Consider the following 18,295-nt stretch of genomic DNA (forward strand, 5'->3'; position numbering starts at 1 on the left):
ATACGCAAAACATCAATTTAATTACAACCCGCTGAACATTTTTTGGATTACCCGATTTTGCATTTGCTTTATCATTTGTACATCTGCACATTTGCATATCTGCACATCAAAAAATCATGATATATAAGAAATCAAGAAAATACATTCCGGAAAACCTGGACATTAAATGGGAAAACCTGGAACATCTTTTTAAAGAATTGACCGCCCGCCCTATCAATTCAGTTGAGGAACTGGAGCATTGGTTACAGGACCGGAGCGAACTGGAAGCTGCCATTGAAGAGGATTTTGCCTGGCGCTACATCCGCATGACCTGCGATACGGCCAACGAGGAATTACTACAAAAATTTCAATACTTCGCCACCGAAATAGAGCCTAAAATTGCGCCATACAGCAACGAATTAAATAAAAAGCTGGTTGGCAGTGATTATGCCGATCAACTGGACAAAGAAAAATACTTCATTTACCTGCGTGGCGTAAAAAAGGCATTGGAATTGTTCAGGGAAGAAAATATCCCGATTTTTACCGAGATACAGGTTGAGCAGCAAAAATATCAGTCGATAACAGGTTCGATGTCGGTGCATATCGACGACAAGGAATTTACGCTGGAGCAGGCGGCGGTAAGTATGAAAGATACCGACCGCGGCAAAAGACAAGAGGCATGGGAAAAAATAACGGCGCGCCGCTTACAGGATAAGGATCAGTTGAACAGCCTATTTAATCATTTGCGGGCTTTAAGACACAAAGTAGCTTTAAATGCCGGTTTCGAAAATTTCAGGGACTACATGTTCCAGGCTTTGGGCAGGTTTGATTATACACCGCAGGATTGTTACGCGTTTCATGAGGCTATTCAGAAAGAGATCGTTCCCATACTGCACGAACAGGCAGAAAAACGCAAAACCGCGTTGGGCCTGGATAAACTTGAGCCCTGGGACCTGGACGTAGATATATCCGGCAAGGCAGCATTGAAGCCCTTTAAAGATGGGAATGACCTGGTCGAAAAATCCATTCAGTGTTTCAGTAACATCAACCGGTACCTGGGCGAAAGGCTGGAGATAATGAAGGACAACCAGTTGTTTGATGTAGAGAGTCGCAAAGGCAAAGCGCCGGGAGGTTACAACTACCCGCTTGCCGAAACTGGCGCTCCTTTCATCTTTATGAATTCGGCAAATACTTTCCGCGACCTGACCACGATGGTGCACGAGGGAGGCCATGCGGTACATACCTTCCTTACTGCCGACCTGGAACTGAACGATTTTAAACATTGCCCGTCGGAAGTAGCAGAGCTGGCTTCCATGTCGATGGAACTGATATCGATGGATAACTGGAACGTTTATTTCGATAATGAAGAAGAATTGAAACGTGCTAAACGGGACCAACTGTTTGATGTACTAAAAACCTTACCCTGGGTTGCCGTGGTTGACCAATACCAGCATTGGATATATACCAACCCCGATCATACCGACGAAGAACGAACTGAAGCCTGGCTACAGATATTTGAGAATTTCGGAGCAAACTTTGCCGACTGGAGCACACACCAGGAAGCGGAGGCTAACTTGTGGCAAAAACAGTTGCATATTTTTGAAGTGCCGTTTTATTATATCGAATATGGCATGGCGCAGCTTGGCGCAATAGCTGTTTGGAAAAACTACAAGGAAAACCCCGAAAAAGGGTTGCGGCAATATCTGGACGCTTTAAAGCTCGGCTATACAAAAACCATTAAGGATATTTATGAAACGGCCGGCATCCGGTTTGATTTCAGCGCGGGGTATGTGAAGGAGTTGGCCGGGTTTGTGAAGGCTGAGATGGATAAGTTATAACACTTTACAGAAAAGCCCCGGCACATAAACTGCCGGGGCTTAATATTATTTCCTGGGTAACAGAATAATTTAACGTTGCACGTTGAATTTGCCGTTGGTTACTGACTTCCCAGGCTTAGCACCAGACCCGACATACGCTAACTCTCCTTTAAAGGAACCTTGTATTGAAGACGCGCTTACAGCGGTTATCGTAACACTCAGCGTAGTTGATGAATTCTCATCCGGCAAATAAGTATCGCCATTACTTGTCGAGTACGCTATTGCCGGCCCGGTTCCAAAATCAGACCCGTCTATCGTGTAGGTTTTGCCCGCGGTTAAAGTACCATATACGCTTACCGAAATACTGCTGCCGTCCGCCGCATCGCCCTGTATCGCGGTAAAATTATTGCCGTTAGTTGAACCTGTTAGTACAATCGCAAACGAACTGAAGTCCGTTGCTTTACCGTCAATATCAGCAGTAACGGTGCTTTTTACCACCGGTGTTGTTTTTTTGTCTTTCTTACAAGACGATAATGACGCGACACTTAAAATCAGCATTAGTACCGATAAAGCGTAAGGCACCTTTTTCATATTTTTCAATTACGGATGGGTTTGAATGTTAACGTGGAATTTACCGTTAGTAATCGATTTTACAGGCATATCGCCGCTTGTCAATGCTACCTTACCTTTAAAAGTCCCGTCAATAGTGGTGGAGGTGACCGACGTAATGGTGATGCTTGGCAAATTAGATGCGTCATCATCGTCATTTAAATAATCGTCGGCAGTAGCTGAAGTTGCATATAAAAACAACGGTTTATCATTATCGCTGGCGGCGGCATCACTGTAGGTTTTACCGGCGGTTATGGCTCCGGCAACGGTGATAGACAAAGTTGCGCCGGCTGAAGTTGCTCCCTGTATAACAGTAAAAGTTTGGCCATCCACAGACCCTTGCAAGGCTACGGGCGAAACGCTAAAGTTAGTGGCAGAACCGTCGATGTCTGCGGTCAGGCTTACGGCCACGGTTGTCTTGTCTTTCTTACATGAGTTAAGAGTAACTACGCCAACAAGTGCAGTAAACAGTAATAAGGCTTTGATTCTTTTCATTTGTTTGTCAGTTTGTTTTATAAGATTTGTCATTTGTTCGCTCTGCTCAGTATCCTTCTCCGCAAACCCGATCATTTCTTTTTTGACCTGCAATAAGGATAGGTTTTATACCGCCATTTATACGGTTCCTTTAATTGAAAGTTACAGCTCAGATCAAATTATTCTGCTTTTAATTAAAGCTGGATGACCTTTTTATCTGTACGATTCAACTGTCTGCTAAAAGTAAAAATCAGCACTGCAATAATCCTTTTAATACACTTGTTATCAAACACATAGCACCCTAAAAACCAGATAAAGGTGCCTTTTTTAAAACCTTTTATGTTTCAACAAGTTATTTAAAGACTATGAAGAAGCTACTTTTTTTATTTGCTATACTGTTTTCAGCGACTACAGTATTTGCACAGGGATTTAAGCCGGTCAAGATGGATAGTCTTGTAACGGTTTCGATGCCTGCCAACTATAACGAGAAAGACACTTTAGGTCAGCATATATATTCAGCCACAACCGATTTGGGTTATATCATTTCGATAGTTGAGCCCAATGCCAAAACCAACCAGCCGCTGAAAAAAGCTAAGGATCTGAACAAGGTCTTCGATAAGTATGTAACCGGTATTCAAAAGCAAACTGGTAACGGAAGTGCGCAAAACGTACGCGATACGACCATCGGAACGCTTAAGGGGAAAGCCTTTACGCTCATCACTGATGATGGCAGCGGCAATGTCCAATACCGGGATTTTGTACTCATCTACACTAAAGAAGCTACTTATACGCTTCAGTTTGGGTACCCGGATACAAGGAAAGAATTAGTAAAAGCCGAGGGCAAAGCTTATTTCGGTTCTATCAAACTTTCACCACAGTTGCAACGGAACGACCAATATACAGATATTAATTCGACGGTGTCTGACGGAAACACCTATCGGATGATCGAGATAGGTGGCGGTATAATTGTGCTGTTCGTGATCGTTTGGCTTGTATTTTTAAGGCGCCGAAGAGTATCGCTTGAATAATTAAAAGAATATTAACATTTAAGGAAGGGGCTAAGGCCCCTTTTTTTATTTATACAGGCTTGCCAGCAGACCTTTTTGCCAGCCTGGTTTTTGGATAAAACCCCCGTTGTCGAGCCAGCGCAGCCAGATAACAGTTAACACAAAACCTATCACGGAACCGGCCACCACATCTTCAAAAAAATGTTCGCTCAGGTACATGCGCGAATAGCCCACTAACACTGCTATCAGTAAAAAAACTATCGCCCAGCGTTTGTTCCTGCACCAGTAACTAAATAACACGGCAAGTGTAAATGCAGTAACCGTATGGCCCGACGGAAAACTGTTAAAGCTTAGTATATATACACCCTTAACGAAATGGGCATGTTTCAGCTTATCGCCGAAATACAGTTGCGGGCGCGGCAGATCGAAAATATATTTAACGATCTGCGCTGAGAGCGATGTAACTGTATATGCGGTCGCCAGTATCAGGGCCTTGCGGTAGCTAAATAAAATCATGATGAGCACGGTGGCCACCGCTGTCCATCCATTACCAATGTCAGTAATGTAGGGTGCCAGGAAATCAGCTACCGGGCTATTTAAGCCATTGACCGCAAAGTATATTTCCGACCTTGTAAAAGTGAGTTTGATAACCAGGCAAATAACTAAAATAACCAGGTAAGGTATAACCATCCACCTGATCCTTCGTAAAACGGTTATCAAACTAATTTCCACGGCTGCAAGTTTAGCTATTTAATTCAATGTGAAAAAATAGTATGTTTGATGTCAGCCAAACTCAATATAACTGAATGTCTAAAAGCATATTTCGTAAAAAGACGATAGAGAGAATATTATCTGATGTCGCAAGTGGTTTTGGCGACGGCGAACATACAGGAGACCCGCATTTAAAGAAAGAACTTCGTGTACGAGACCTGACCCTGATGGGGATAGCCGCCGTGGTGGGCGCAGGCATTTTTTCTACCATCGGCGAGGCATCGTTCCAGGGAGGGCCGGGGGTAAGTATATTGTTCGTAATAACCGCAATAACCTGCGGTTTTTCGGCTTTATGTTATGCCGAATTTGCGGCGCGTATCCCGGTTGCAGGCAGTGCCTATACCTATGCATACGCTTCATTTGGCGAACTGATAGCCTGGATCATCGGCTGGGACCTTTTGATGGAATATGCGATCGGGAATATAGCGGTGGCCATATCATGGAGCGAATATTTTGTGAATTTACTGGAAGGCTTCCATATCCATTTGCCGCGGTATGTGACAACAGATTATCTTACAGCGTACAATGCACATAAAGATATGGTGCAAATGACGGCAAGCCATCACCTGGCCGATATAACCGATAAAATAAAAATAGATGCGGCAGCCTGGAGTACGGCCCCCGGCATAGGTGGTTTAAAGTTCATAGCCAATTTACCTGCACTTGCGATAGTTGTTGCCATTACCTACCTGGTATACGTGGGAATAAGGGAGACCAGGAAGGCAACCAATGCCATGGTAATCCTGAAGATCGCCATAGTTATCGGCGTCATACTCATCGGTTTCTTTTACGTGACGCCGGCGAACTGGCACCCATTCATGCCCAATGGTTTTAAAGGGGTAATGAAGGGCGTATCAGGTGTTTTCTTTGCCTATATCGGTTTTGATGCGATATCCACAACAGCCGAGGAGTGTAATAACCCTCAGCGCGATCTTCCGCGCGGCATGATTTATTCGCTCATCATTTGTACGGTGCTTTACATCCTTATTTCGCTGGTACTTACGGGGATGGTAAGCTATAAAGACTTACAGGTTGGCGACCCGCTGGCGTTTGTATTTGCCCGGGTAGGGTTGCATAACATAAGTTATATCATATCCATCAGTGCCGTGGTAGCCACGGCCAGCGTGTTGCTGATATTCCAGTTAGGACAGCCGCGTATATGGATGAGCATGAGCCGCGATGGCTTGCTGCCTAAAATATTCTCGAGGATACATCCCAAATATCACACGCCATCTTTTGCAACCATAGTGACCGGGTTTGTAGTTGCCGTGCCGGCATTATTCCTTAACCTTACGATAGTGACCGACCTGACCAGCATAGGCACATTATTTGCCTTTGTATTGGTTTGCGGTGGGGTATTATTGCTTCCGAAAGAAGAAAAGCACCGAAGGGGGCGTTTCGAATTGCCGTATATCAACGCCAAATGGATAGTGCCGGTACTCTTCATCGTGGCGGTATATTTTTTCCGGGATTTTATAATGGAAAAGTTTACCGGCGATAAGGTTCACGAGAATTTCCCATTTTTTATATTCCTATTGTTGTCCGCAGCTTTGGCTGTAGTGGCTTTCATCAAAAACTTATCACTGATCCCTGTTTTAGGTCTTTTAAGCTGCCTTTACCTGATGACGGAAATGGGTTACACCAATTGGCTCAGGTTCCTGGTATGGCTTGTTGTGGGACTTATTATTTACTTTTCTTACAGTTACAAGAACAGCACGATCGCAAAAGAACACATAGCGACAGGCAGCGACGAAAATTAATCATTTACTAACAGTAATTGATTAATTTAGGCCATATGCACTTTGGCCTGGTAGATATCATAGGTTTATTAGCTGCCTTTGGCACTACCGTCTCGTTTTTGCCACAGGCCATCAAAACCATTCAAACGAAAAATACATCGGGTATCTCGCTGGCCATGTACAGCTTATTTACAGCGGGAACGATGCTCTGGCTGGCTTATGGCATTATGAGCGGAAGTCTGCCTGTAACGATAGCCAATGCCATCACGATGATATTTGCAAGTATCATCCTAATCTATAAGATCAGGTACAAATAACGTCGTTTTATATCAGGTTCTTTCAACCGGGCATTAATCTATCCGGTGCAGTTCCACCGTCTCCGGATCGGCCAGCATAAGCGGAACCTTTTCGATAGTAACGAAACTCAGGTCGAGACCAAAACCGCGCTCCTCGGACAAGCTGAAATGCTTAAGCTGCGCATAATAAGCCATAATAAACCGCTCGTAAAGCGAAAGGTGTTGTGACCGGGAAACGATCTTTTCAATCACCACAAACCTGAAATCTCCGACAATTTTATGCCGGTTCAACGATTTGTATTTGCTGGTAATATTCACCTCTCCCTTTTTCACAAGGTCTTCAACCACTTTACGGAACAATAGGTTTATCTGCTGTTCCACCCTGAATCCGAGTTTAAAATCGATACGGATAAGTTTATTGGGTACCAGGAAGTCGACTTCATATTCCCTCTTGTAAGGCTCGTCCACCACATCAACGTGTACCAGCCAGTAAACATCCGCCCTTTTTGGCTGCTTCTGAAGGATCGAATAGACAATCTTCGATTCTATTTCCGAATTAAAGTTAGCGCTGGTAAGGTAAACCAGTTGTGAGGCATACTTTGGTACTGATTCGTCATCACTTAGTTCCTTGATGATATTGTAATAGTCTTCTATGGCGATAAATTTCACAAAGCGGTTCCTGATCTTACGCGCTATGTGCCATGTCCACATTACGGAGAACAGCACGGCACCCACCGATAAAGTAAACCAGCCGCCGTTGATAAATTTAACCAGGTTACCCGAAAGGAAAGTAATTTCAATGGCAAGATATACCGCCAAAAATGTGACAATGATATAGGTTGGGAATTTTCGCTTGGCAAGAAATTTCGACACCAATATCGTCGTCATCAGCATGGCTACCGTAATGCTCAAACCATACGCTGCGCCCATGCTTTCGGAATGTTTAAACAGCAATACTACCCCGATACAGCCGGCGCATAACAGCCAGTTTACGCTTGGCACATACAATTGGCCTTTCTGTTCTGTCGGGTAATTGATCCTAACCTTTGGCCATAAGTTCAGTCGTACCGCCTCTGCTATCAGCGTGAACGATCCCGAAATGAGCGCCTGACTGGCTATGACAGCGGCTATAGTTGCAATGCCGATACCGTACAGCAGGAACCATTGCGGCATGATCTCATAAAAAGGATTATGCAGGTTCAGGTTGATGGTTTTGCCGTTACGTTGAAGCAGCCAAACTGCCTGGCCAAGATAGTTCAGCACAAGGCAGGTCTTCACATATATCCAGCTTATCTGGATGTTCTTGCGCCCGCAATGCCCAAGGTCTGAATAAAGGGCTTCGGCCCCTGTCGTACACAGGAAAACAGCGCCCAGTATCAAAAACGCATCAAATGAATGATCTGTTAGAAGGTGAATGGCATAATATGGGTTCAACGCTTTTATAATCGAAGGCATTTGGATTATAAATGCCATTCCAAGCACACCCATCATGGTAAACCAGATAAACATCATTGGCCCGAATGCCTTACCGACAAGCGAAGTACCAAATTGCTGGATGATAAACAAGCCGGCAATAATGATGATCACCACCGTCATAGTAGGCAAATGCGGGTAATAGCTTGTCAAGCCTTCCACCGCTGCCGAAATAGTGATCGGCGGCGTTATTATACCATCGGCAAGCAAAGCGCAGCCACCTACAACCGCGGGCACAATAAGCCATTTCGCTTTTCGCCTTACCAGCGAGAAAAGGGAGAAAATGCCACCTTCACCCTTATTGTCGGCCTGTAACGTTATTACAACGTACTTTAAGGTGGTTTGCAGGGTAAGCGTCCAGAACACGCAGGATACACCGCCTAAGATCAGCGTTTCTGAAATCGGGTTAGTACCAACTATTTCCTTGAACACATACAGCGGAGATGTACCTATGTCGCCGTAGATTATACCCAGACTGATCAGTAGCCCAGCGGCTGTCAGTTTGTGAAGATTCTTATGTTGAGACACCTATTATATCTAAATAAAACCTTATAATTACTGTGTAAGCCTAACAATTGGTGGTTAGGCTATTGCCTCTCATAATTATTGCGCAAATATGAATGAATTAAATCTTTTTTTGTTAAATTTTGTTAAAATCTTTTATAATATTAAACCTCTTTGAATTCCTGAGTCCATTATTTATACTTTTGTATGTGAATTAGCGTATGAGGCAAAAATATACTTATAAGATTTCGTGGATAATAATGGTCGCTTGTGCGGTGTCCATAAATTTTGCCTATGCCTTTCAAAAAAGCGATACTACCATTCATTTCTTCAGGGGTAAGCTTGGTTCCAGCAAAAGCTCAGGCTATTTCAGGAATGGCTTGCATTTAACCCTGCCACCTCTCAAACCTGCCGCTGTTTCGGTACAAAAAGTGAACGTAGCCCGGCCCGACGAAAAACTGCTTACCGACGTCCAGGTATATCCAAACCCCATTACCGACCAGATAAACGTTAAATGCAATGTTTCGCGCACTGCGCTGGTAACCGTCAAGGTAATGGATGTGCTTGGTAACGACCTGATCACCATCGTATCGCAAAGGATATCCTCAGGCGAACAGAACTTTTCATATCCCATCAATAACAAACTGCAGCGCGGCTTTTACTTTATCCGCGTGGTAGCCGGTACCGAATCGGTTATCAAAAGGATCTCTGTTTTGTGATCTGACCAAAGAAATTTTGCATTTCATTTGAATTTCGGATTTCGAATGTTCAATTTCGGATTTCTATTGATCGCTTATGAAAATAATAGCCATCGGCCGTAATTATGCCGAACATGCCAAAGAATTAAATAATCCTGTTCCAATCGTCCCGGTAATTTTCATGAAGCCGGATACCGCGTTGCTGCGGGAAAACAAACCATTTTATCATCCCGAGTTTTCAGAAGATATTCATCACGAGATCGAGATCGTCCTGAAAGTATGTAAAGAAGGCAAACATATAAGCGAAAAATTTGCCGCAAATTATTACGATGAGATCGGCCTCGGTGTCGATTTTACGGCTCGTGACATCCAGCAAAGGCACAAGGAAAAAGGATTGCCCTGGGAGCTTGCCAAAGCTTTCGACAGTTCGGCCCCGGTAAGTAATTTTGTGCCAAAATCGCAGTTTTCCGACTTATACAATATTAATTTCAGCCTGGATATCAATGGCCAAACAAGGCAAAAAGGCAACACTAAAGACCTCCTGTTCTCTTTCGAACGGATCATTGCCTTCGTATCTCAATACATAACGTTAAAAAAAGGGGACCTTATTTTTACCGGCACCCCCGAAGGCGTAGGTAAGGTAAATATCGGCGATCACCTCGAGGCGTATCTAGAAAATGATAAAATGCTTGATTTCTACGTTAAATAAGCATGACAAACAAATTAGCCGCCCTGCTACTTCTACTGTTAACCTCTTGTCCCAACTGCTTTTCGCAGGACGTTGTACAAACTAAGCAATACCCCAAGAACTTCTTTCGCTATCCGCTCGACCTGCCGCCAAGCACTGCGGGCTCCTTTGGTGAGTTAAGGCCGAATCATTTTCATTCGGGATTGGATTTTAAAACTAACGGGCGCACCGGCTACCCTGTCCATGCTGCGTATGATGGCTATATCTCGCGGCTTCGGGTGCAGTTTGGCGGTTTTGGCAACGCTATATACATTACCCATCCAAACGGGTTTACTACCGTTTACGGCCATATCGAACGTTTTGCACCTGAGCTGGAACAGGCTGTCCGGGCCCAGCAATACCAGCAACAAAGTTTTGAGGTTGATTTCAATCCCCCACCCTATCAGTTACAGGTTTGCCAGGGCGATGTTATTGCTTTGTCGGGTAACGCAGGGGCATCTGAAGGGCCGCACCTGCATTTCGAGATCAGGGACACTCAGACGGAACAGACTATCAACCCGCAGCTTTTTGGGCTTGTGATTCCGGATAAAGTAGCTCCCACCCTGGGCACTGTCTGTGTCTATCATCTCGGCGGCAGCCCATTTGATGAAAATACGCCGAGGCAATTTTTTGCCGTAACAGGGGCATTGGGCCACTACCGGCTGGCAAAGCCTAAAGTAATTGATGTTAGCGGGGAAACGGGATTTGGCATTACGGCAACTGATATGAACAGCACCTCCTTCAATCATAACGGTATCTATTCCATCGAATTAAAAGTAGATGGGCAAACAGTTTATACCTTTGCCGTGGAACGTTTTGCCTTCGACCAAACACATGCCATCAACGCCTATATCGACTATCCCACGTTTCTCAGGTCGCATCGTTTTATACAGAAATGTTTTATTTTGCCCGGCAGTAAAATATCGCTTTATCCGCAATCGGTTGATCGTGGTGTCGTCAATTTTGATGATAACGCAACGCACGATGTTGAATATGTGGTAAAGGATGTAGCCGGTAATACATCCTCGCTTAAGATCAAAGTAAGATCAGTTCCGGGCAAGAGTAACCAGCAGGCACCTGTTCAAAATACACTTTTCTTCCACTACGACAAACAAAACGAATTCACCAATGATAAGGTCCACGTGATCATCCCGCCCGGAAATTTGTATGATGATATGACATTTACCTATGCTACGCTGCCCGGCAAAAAGGGAATGTATTCGGACATACACCGCATTCATAACCGCTTTACGCCAATAAACGGAACATATGAACTTTGGATAAAGCCGGATAACTCCATAGGTGACCTGGCGGCGAAAGCGATCATCGTCAATACAGATGGTGTGGTGGAAGGGGGCACTTACAGCGATGGCTACATCAAAGCTGAAGCCCGTACTTTTGGTGATTATTTTATCAAAGTGGATACCACTGCCCCGGCAATTCATCCGCTCAATATCAAAGAGGGTACTAATATGACACAAATGAAAAGGCTCTCTCTGAAGATCAGCGACAATCAGTCGGGTGTAAAAAGCTATGCTGGCAAGATAGATGGCAAATGGGTATTAATGGAATGGGATTATAAAACCAAAGTATTAAGCTATAAATTTGACGACGGTTTCCCTCATGGCAAACATCAGTTCGAATTGACGGTTACCGACAACAAGGATAATACAGCAAATTATACAGCAAACTTTTCGAGATAATATGAGTTCATTAAAGGAAGGCGATAAGGCCCCCAATTTTACAGCGAAAGACCAGGATGGCAAGACTGTTTCCCTTTCCGACTTTAAAGGCAAGGATGTGGTGTTATATTTTTATCCGCAGGACGATACGCCAACCTGTACAAAGGAAGCCTGTAATTTCAGGGATAATTATCAATCGCTGGTAAGTAAAGGGCTGGCAGTTATCGGGGTAAGTTTTGATACGGAAAAGAAGCACAAGAAATTTATAACCAAATACAATTTGCCGTTTCCGCTCCTTGCCGATCCAGACAAAAAAATAATCGAAGCCTACGGGGTTTGGGGCGAAAAAATGCTTTTTGGCAGGAACTATATGGGAACACTGAGGACAACTTTCATTATCAATAAAAAAGGTATAATAATACATATTATCGATAAAGTTGACAGCGGGAACGCATCGCAGCAAGTGCTTGACCTTTTGCAGCAAATCAAAAAATAATAATTATTTTCGCCGTAATACAGGCAAACAGATCAAATAATACATGGCGGTACAGGTTGAAGACGCAGAAATATTACGCAAATTCCAGGATGAGAAAACCCGGAACGAGGCATTTAACCTGCTGCTGAAAAAATACCAGCAAAAGCTTTACTGGCATATTCGCCGCATGGTTATCGACCATGACGATGCTGACGATATTGTGCAGGATACGTTCGTGAAGATATGGAAAAACCTCCCCGGCTTTCGGAGCGACGCCCAATTGTACACCTGGATGTACCGGATAGCGACCAATGAGTGCATCACATTCCTGAATAAGAAAAAGCAAAGAAATAATATTCCATTGGACGACGTGGCTTACGAGCTTGCTGATACGCTGGCAGATTCGACTTATTTCAATGGTGATAAAGCACAGTTGAAATTGCAGCAGGCTATACTGACATTGCCCGAAAAGCAACGGCTGGTGTTTAATATGAAGTATTACGACGATATGAAATATGAGGAAATGTCTGACATGCTTGGGACAAGCGTGGGTGCGCTGAAGGCATCGTTCCACTTGGCGGTTAAAAAGATCGAATCATTTTTATTATCAAAGGATTAAATTTTTTCATAAATTTTTCATAATTAGTATTAAACCTTTTGGCAACGATTTCATCTATATATCGATATGAACAGGGATAGAGGAAATAGGGAATGGCTAAACGATTATATGTCACTTAAACAGGTTAACCCCGAAAACCCGTTTACAGTACCTGAAGGCTATTTTGATAGCCTTGATGAACAGATATTGTCCAAAATTAAGGTTGAAGAATTAAGAAAAAGTATCCCTGAAACAGGGTTCACGGTACCAACAAATTATTTCGCCGAATTAACCGGTAACATTCAGGCTCGTATTAGTGTTGAAAAAGCTTTGGAAAAAGAAGCTTCTGCTTTTACCGTACCCGAAGGTTATTTTGACGAGCTGTCTGCCAATATACAGGCTCGTATCAACATAGAAGAAGCGTCGGGTAAAGAAACGGCCGGATTTGCCGTTCCCGATGGTTACTTTGACAACCTGGCCGGGCAAATCCAGAGCCGTATTTTTGTCGAAGATGCTTTAAGCGAAACCGGGAGCTTCGCCGTGCCGATCGGGTATTTTAATGATCTTACAGAAAACATACTGAATAAAACCACCCGGGAGAAGAAAGAAAGAAAGGGTGTTGTCATCAGGATGTTCTCGTCGGTTGCCGTTAAATACGCCACTGCTGCTTGCCTTGTGCTGGCCATCGGCGGTACCCTGCTTTTGAATCGTGGTACAAATGCAGTGGAGGAGCATAATAATTCGTTCCTGCATAAATCCCTGTCGGCTATATCGGTTGATGATATACAAAATTATCTCCAAACACATCTTGACGGGACCGATAACGACAACCGCACCCTGCTTGACGAAAGCAAACAAATTGATGCCAATAACTTGAGTCGTGATTTGCAGGAAGCCTTAGATTCCACCAGCCAATAATATGTATAAATCAGGCCGACATATTTTTTTAACATTATTATTACTGGTTATCGGTTACCAAAGTTTCGGGCAGTTACGCCCGGTGATCCGTCGTCCGCCTAATTTCCAGCAACGTGTTATCAGGCAACAGCAAATAAGCCGGGTGGAGGCCGTTAAAGAAAAATACATTGCGCGGCGGCTCAGCCTTACTGCTGAACAGTCGGCCAGGTTTTGGCCGATATACCGCCGTTACCGTGATGCTCTTACCGCGGTACGGGCCAAAAAGCATGCGAACGATTTGCAGCCTGACGGCACCGAGCAGATCAACAACGAACTATTTTACGAAAGTGAACTGGTAAATATCCGTAAATTCTATACAGACGAATTCCTGAAAGTGCTGCCGCCCGAGAAAGTGAGCGAGATGTTCAAGGCTGAAAAAGAATTCACGAACGAACTCATCCGCCAGCTCCGCGAACGCCAGGCCACGGTGCCCAACAGTACCCCGCCCAGTTAGTCCGGTAACTCCTGAAAAATAAATTCGAAATTGAGCATTCGAAATCCGAAATTCGGCCCATGCTTACCCTTCGACAACTTTTTTTAGCCAATAACGCACAAACTACCGACTTTCCGCTACTGCTCGAATTTGAGCGTGCCAAAGGTGTGTATATGTACGATGGCAACGGTAAAGCATACATCGATCTGATATCGGGCATCGGGGTCAGCAACCTCGGCCACGGTAATCCTCATGTTATAGGAGCTATAAAAGAGCAACTGGATAAATACATGCACCTGATGGTGTATGGCGAATATGTACAATCGCCCCAGGTTCGTTTCGCCGAAAGGCTCGTTTCACTGCTTCCACCTCATTTAAACTCAGTCTACTTTGTAAATTCAGGAACTGAGGCTGTTGAAGGCGCGATGAAGCTGGCTAAACGTTATACCGGCCGTAGCCGGATAGTTGCCTGCCATAATGCTTACCACGGCAGTACACACGGCGCCCTGAGCGTGATGGGCAACGAAGAATACAAACAAGCTTACCGTCCATTATTACCGGGTATAGATCTCGTCAGGTTCAACGAGCCTGCCGATCTGCAAATGATAACGGAGGAAACCGCCTGCGTAATTATTGAAACTGTACAGGGCGAAGCTGGTATCCGTGTGCCGGATAAAGCCTATATGCTGGCTCTCCGCGAACGCTGCAGCCAAACCGGCGCGCTGCTGATACTGGATGAGATACAGGCTGCCCTGGGCCGTACAGGCAAGTTATTCGCTTTTGAAGATTTCAATATTGTTCCCGATATATTGCTGATGGCTAAAGCCCTTGGGGGTGGTATGCCGGTAGGCGCTTTTATATCGTCGGATAAGATCATGGTGGCCCTGAAGGAAAATCCTATTCTCGGCCATATCACAACATTCGGTGGGCACCCGGTGTGTTGCGCAGCGGGCCTTGCCGCACTCGAGGTTTTGCTGAATGAAAACCTTATCGACTGGGTTGATGCAAAAGAGGCACTTTTCCGGCAGCTATTGGTGCACTCTGCCATCAGGGAAGTCAGGGGCAAGGGCCTTATGCTTGCTATGGAACTTGAAACCTTTGAATTCAATAAAAAAGTTATCGACCGCTGTATAGAAAATGGTGTTGTGGTAGATTGGTTCCTCCATTGCAGCAACTCGATGCGGATAGCACCGCCTTTGATCATTACAGAAGACGAGATCAGGAAAGCATGTGGTGTAATATTGGAAGCGATAGACAATTGTATAAAATAATAGTTTTACGACTCAAAATAAAATAGCTGATAAGGCTTTTGCAGATCAAACTAAAATTGCTATTATTGAGCTTTAAACTTTATCACGAATGAAAACTGCAAAATTTTTCACGCTCATTGCAAGCATAGCAAGCATTATTTGCTTAAGTTCCTGTAAAAAAGAAAACAAGACACCAAATGTTTTTATAACTGCTGATGTAAATGGCGTACCCACATCTTTTAGTACAAGTGCTGCTGCATTTACAGCAATGGTGAATGGTGAAACAAATACAGCTTTTTACGGGAAATCCGCTGATGGAACGGAGTTTCACATAATAATAGGAAATGCTCTCACCAGTGGGACAACTTATACGGCCGATCAGGCTCATGCATATCAACAACCACAAATGATATTAGTGGTTACAGGAAATATTGACTATACCAATGATCTTTCCTTCCCAACAAACCCTGTAACCATTTCAGTTACTACCAATAGTGCAACTGCCGTTTCGGGGACGTTTAACGGTGAGCTTATAGAGAACACGCATCATACAGGCGAGAAAAAATCATTAACTAATGGCAAGTTCTATTTGCTTTACAAACCATATCCATAAGGCAATTCATGCACTGGCATTTTAACATCATTGTGTTGATGCAATTGCCGGTTTAAACAGGAATATTTTCGAAAAAAGCCGGCATTCTTTTAAACAGAATACCAGCTTCGAATTTTTATAAGTCAGTTAATTATCTATTAAAATTAATGGATAATGATGAAATTCATATCCGCCGGAATTACTTCCGAACTATTACCTTAGTACCGATGATCTTCGATTTTCGGTTAAGGGTATTTTACACTGTAGCACAACGGCTCAGCTTTACCAAAGCTGCGGGTGAACTGTTTATAACACAGCCTGCTGTTACCAAACATATAAGAGAGTTGGAGCACCAACTGAATGTCCAGTTATTCAAACGGAACGGCAATAACATCACGCTTACCACCGCCGGGAAGATATTGCTTCAGTATGCTGAGAAAATATTCCAGACCTATGCTGAGATGGAGACGGAGCTGGCCCAATTGAACAACATCGAGGCAGGAACGCTCCACATTGGCGCCAGTACGACCGTTGCGCAAACCATATTGCCCAGGCTGCTCGCGTTATTTAAAAAAAACTACCCCGCCGTTGCCTTCACTTTCACCCAGGCTAATACTGACCAGGTTACGCAACAGGTTCTTTCCGAAAAGATCGATATAGCCATAGTTGAAGGCGCGGCGCATTATCCGCAGATAACCTATACACCCTTTGCGAAGGATGAGATCGTACTCGTTACCCGCGCAGGCAACCAATTGGCAAAAAAAGCGGAGATCACGCCCAAACAATTGCCTGCTATCCCGCTGGTACTCCGCGAAGCCGGGTCAGGTACGCTTGATGTGATATTTAACGCATTGGCAGGTGTACAGATCAGTCCGAAGGACCTGAATATAGAGATACAACTTGAGAGTAGTATCGCAATTAAGGAATACCTTTTGTATTCCGAAACAGCCACTTTTCTATCGATACAGTCGGTTGTAAGCGAATTAAAATACAACGAGTTGAGCATTATCGATATGAAGGGCCTGGATATTTTTCGCACCTTCGAGTTTATACAGCTACAGGGGAAATACACTAAACTCACAGAGCTTTTCAAGCGTTTCTGTGTATCCAACCATAACTTAAAGTAATCTAATATTACTATTAAGCATTAGCTTTTGGTTATAATTGTCAGCATTTTTGTGTGGTGATCTAAACACACAAAACATGGAGACCATAACTACTGATATTTGCATTATTGGCGCAGGGCCGGTTGGCTTATTCGCAGTTTTTGAAGCCGGCTTATTAAAAATGCGCTGCCATCTCGTCGATGTATTGCCGCAGGTTGGCGGGCAACTTTCCGAAATATACCCGCAAAAACCCATTTATGATATCCCTGGTTTTCCGACAGTGAACGCGCAGGAACTGGTTGATAACCTGATGGAGCAGATAGCTCCGTTCCATCCAACATTCTCCCTGGGCGAACGCGTCGAACAATTGCATCAACTGGATGATGATTCCTTTATTATTCAAACTAACGAAGGCACAGAGGTCAATTGCAAAGCGGTTGTAATAGCAGGGGGACTGGGTTGCTTCGAACCACGTAAGCCGGCCATCGATCGCCTGGAGGAATTTGAGGGCAAGGGTGTTGCATACATGATCAGGAACCCCGAGGCTTATCGTAATAAACGGGTTGTATTATCCGGCGGCGGCGACTCGGCACTCGACTGGACCATCTTTTTAGCCAATATTGCATCAGAAGTAACCCTTGTGCACCGGGGAGATACTTTCCGTGGTGCGCCTGATTCTGCTGACAAGGTTTTTGACCTGGCAGCTAGCGGGCATATCAACCTGGTATTGCAATCGCACATTACAGGCATAAACGGGAATGGTCACTTACAGGAAATAAATATCATTGATCACGATAAAAATAAAGCGTCTATTGAAGCCGACCATTTGATACCGTTATATGGCCTTACGCCAAAACTGGGCCCAATTGCCGATTGGGGTTTGAATATCGATAAATCGGCCATTGAAGTCAATACGTTTGACTATTCAACCAATGTACCGGGCATCTATGCCATTGGTGATATCAATACATACCCCGGTAAACTAAAACTGATCCTCTGTGGTTTCCACGAAGCTGCGTTAATGGTCCAAAGCGCGTTCAAACATGTTTACCCCGAACAAAAACTGAGCTTTAAATATACAACTGTTTATGGCGTAACCGCCTTTTGA

The 18,295-nt window shown here is 44.2% G+C and carries 19 protein-coding genes; 15 read left to right on the plus strand and 4 right to left on the minus strand.

Features of this window, described 5'->3' with window-relative positions; translation table 11 throughout:
• Positions 1 to 116: 116 nt before the first annotated feature.
• On the plus strand, positions 117 to 1,817 hold the full coding sequence (locus FRZ54_RS21535) for a M3 family oligoendopeptidase (protein WP_147033876.1): 1,701 nt from the start codon (positions 117 to 119) through the stop codon (positions 1,815 to 1,817).
• A 69-nt stretch (positions 1,818 to 1,886) separates the two neighbouring features.
• Here FRZ54_RS21535 and FRZ54_RS21540 read toward each other — a convergent pair whose 3' ends face one another.
• On the minus strand, positions 1,887 to 2,387 hold the full coding sequence (locus tag FRZ54_RS21540; RefSeq protein WP_147033877.1) for a hypothetical protein: 501 nt from the start codon (positions 2,385 to 2,387) through the stop codon (positions 1,887 to 1,889).
• Between the two features lie 9 nt (positions 2,388 to 2,396).
• Positions 2,397 to 2,900: a hypothetical protein gene (locus FRZ54_RS21545; protein WP_147033878.1), complete on the minus strand. Its 504-nt coding sequence runs from the start codon at positions 2,898 to 2,900 to the stop codon at positions 2,397 to 2,399.
• 344 nt (positions 2,901 to 3,244) lie between these two features.
• Here FRZ54_RS21545 and FRZ54_RS21550 point away from each other — a divergent pair, with 344 nt between their 5' ends.
• Positions 3,245 to 3,907 carry a hypothetical protein gene (locus tag FRZ54_RS21550; protein WP_147033879.1) on the plus strand — a complete coding sequence of 221 codons (663 nt, stop codon included), beginning with the start codon at positions 3,245 to 3,247 and terminating at the stop codon, positions 3,905 to 3,907.
• Between the two features lie 45 nt (positions 3,908 to 3,952).
• On the opposite strand, the gene FRZ54_RS21555 is transcribed toward FRZ54_RS21550, so the two are convergent.
• Positions 3,953 to 4,618 (minus strand): phosphatase PAP2 family protein, encoded by a 666-nt coding sequence (locus FRZ54_RS21555; protein WP_147033880.1) that lies wholly within the window; start codon positions 4,616 to 4,618, stop codon positions 3,953 to 3,955.
• A gap of 74 nt (positions 4,619 to 4,692) precedes the next feature.
• On the opposite strand from FRZ54_RS21555, the gene FRZ54_RS21560 reads away from it, so the two are divergent.
• Positions 4,693 to 6,417: an amino acid permease gene (locus FRZ54_RS21560; protein ID WP_147033881.1), complete on the plus strand. Its 1,725-nt coding sequence runs from the start codon at positions 4,693 to 4,695 to the stop codon at positions 6,415 to 6,417.
• A 17-nt stretch (positions 6,418 to 6,434) separates the two neighbouring features.
• Complete coding sequence (locus FRZ54_RS21565; RefSeq protein ID WP_228462562.1) at positions 6,435 to 6,713, plus strand: SemiSWEET transporter; 279 nt, start codon at positions 6,435 to 6,437, stop codon at positions 6,711 to 6,713.
• Positions 6,714 to 6,746: 33 nt separating this feature from the next.
• Here the strand turns inward: FRZ54_RS21565 and FRZ54_RS21570 are convergent, their stop codons facing one another.
• Positions 6,747 to 8,693, minus strand: a complete 1,947-nt coding sequence (locus tag FRZ54_RS21570; RefSeq protein WP_147033882.1) for a KUP/HAK/KT family potassium transporter — start codon at positions 8,691 to 8,693, stop codon at positions 6,747 to 6,749.
• Between the two features lie 197 nt (positions 8,694 to 8,890).
• On the opposite strand from FRZ54_RS21570, the gene FRZ54_RS21575 reads away from it, so the two are divergent.
• The 11 genes from FRZ54_RS21575 to FRZ54_RS21625 all read left to right on the plus strand — a co-directional run bounded on the left by FRZ54_RS21575 (position 8,891) and on the right by FRZ54_RS21625 (position 18,295).
• Complete coding sequence (locus FRZ54_RS21575) at positions 8,891 to 9,388, plus strand: T9SS type A sorting domain-containing protein (protein WP_147033883.1); 498 nt, start codon at positions 8,891 to 8,893, stop codon at positions 9,386 to 9,388.
• Between the two features lie 76 nt (positions 9,389 to 9,464).
• Positions 9,465 to 10,076: a fumarylacetoacetate hydrolase family protein gene (locus tag FRZ54_RS21580; RefSeq protein ID WP_147033884.1), complete on the plus strand. Its 612-nt coding sequence runs from the start codon at positions 9,465 to 9,467 to the stop codon at positions 10,074 to 10,076.
• A 2-nt stretch (positions 10,077 to 10,078) separates the two neighbouring features.
• Positions 10,079 to 11,797, plus strand: a complete 1,719-nt coding sequence (locus tag FRZ54_RS21585) for a M23 family metallopeptidase (protein ID WP_147033885.1) — start codon at positions 10,079 to 10,081, stop codon at positions 11,795 to 11,797.
• A gap of 1 nt (position 11,798) precedes the next feature.
• Complete coding sequence (bcp, locus tag FRZ54_RS21590; RefSeq protein ID WP_147033886.1) at positions 11,799 to 12,272, plus strand: thioredoxin-dependent thiol peroxidase; 474 nt, start codon at positions 11,799 to 11,801, stop codon at positions 12,270 to 12,272.
• Positions 12,273 to 12,315: 43 nt separating this feature from the next.
• Complete coding sequence (locus FRZ54_RS21595; protein ID WP_147033887.1) at positions 12,316 to 12,870, plus strand: RNA polymerase sigma factor; 555 nt, start codon at positions 12,316 to 12,318, stop codon at positions 12,868 to 12,870.
• Positions 12,871 to 12,936: 66 nt separating this feature from the next.
• The gene (locus FRZ54_RS21600) at positions 12,937 to 13,767 is read left to right on the plus strand and encodes a hypothetical protein (protein WP_147033888.1); all 831 of its coding nucleotides are present in this window, start codon (positions 12,937 to 12,939) and stop codon (positions 13,765 to 13,767) included.
• A gap of 1 nt (position 13,768) precedes the next feature.
• Positions 13,769 to 14,260, plus strand: a complete 492-nt coding sequence (locus FRZ54_RS21605) for a hypothetical protein (protein WP_147033889.1) — start codon at positions 13,769 to 13,771, stop codon at positions 14,258 to 14,260.
• Positions 14,261 to 14,319: 59 nt separating this feature from the next.
• On the plus strand, positions 14,320 to 15,510 hold the full coding sequence (locus FRZ54_RS21610; protein WP_147033890.1) for an aspartate aminotransferase family protein: 1,191 nt from the start codon (positions 14,320 to 14,322) through the stop codon (positions 15,508 to 15,510).
• Between the two features lie 88 nt (positions 15,511 to 15,598).
• Positions 15,599 to 16,102 carry a hypothetical protein gene (locus FRZ54_RS21615; protein WP_147033891.1) on the plus strand — a complete coding sequence of 168 codons (504 nt, stop codon included), beginning with the start codon at positions 15,599 to 15,601 and terminating at the stop codon, positions 16,100 to 16,102.
• 206 nt (positions 16,103 to 16,308) lie between these two features.
• Positions 16,309 to 17,208, plus strand: coding sequence for a LysR substrate-binding domain-containing protein (locus FRZ54_RS21620; protein ID WP_228462563.1), 900 nt, complete (start codon positions 16,309 to 16,311; stop codon positions 17,206 to 17,208).
• Between the two features lie 76 nt (positions 17,209 to 17,284).
• Entirely contained in the window at positions 17,285 to 18,295 is a 1,011-nt protein-coding gene (locus FRZ54_RS21625; protein ID WP_147033892.1) for an NAD(P)/FAD-dependent oxidoreductase, read from the plus strand.

The organism is Mucilaginibacter ginsenosidivorans (genome assembly GCF_007971025.1).
In the GTDB taxonomy this organism is placed as follows: Bacteria; Bacteroidota; Bacteroidia; order Sphingobacteriales; family Sphingobacteriaceae; genus Mucilaginibacter; species Mucilaginibacter ginsenosidivorans.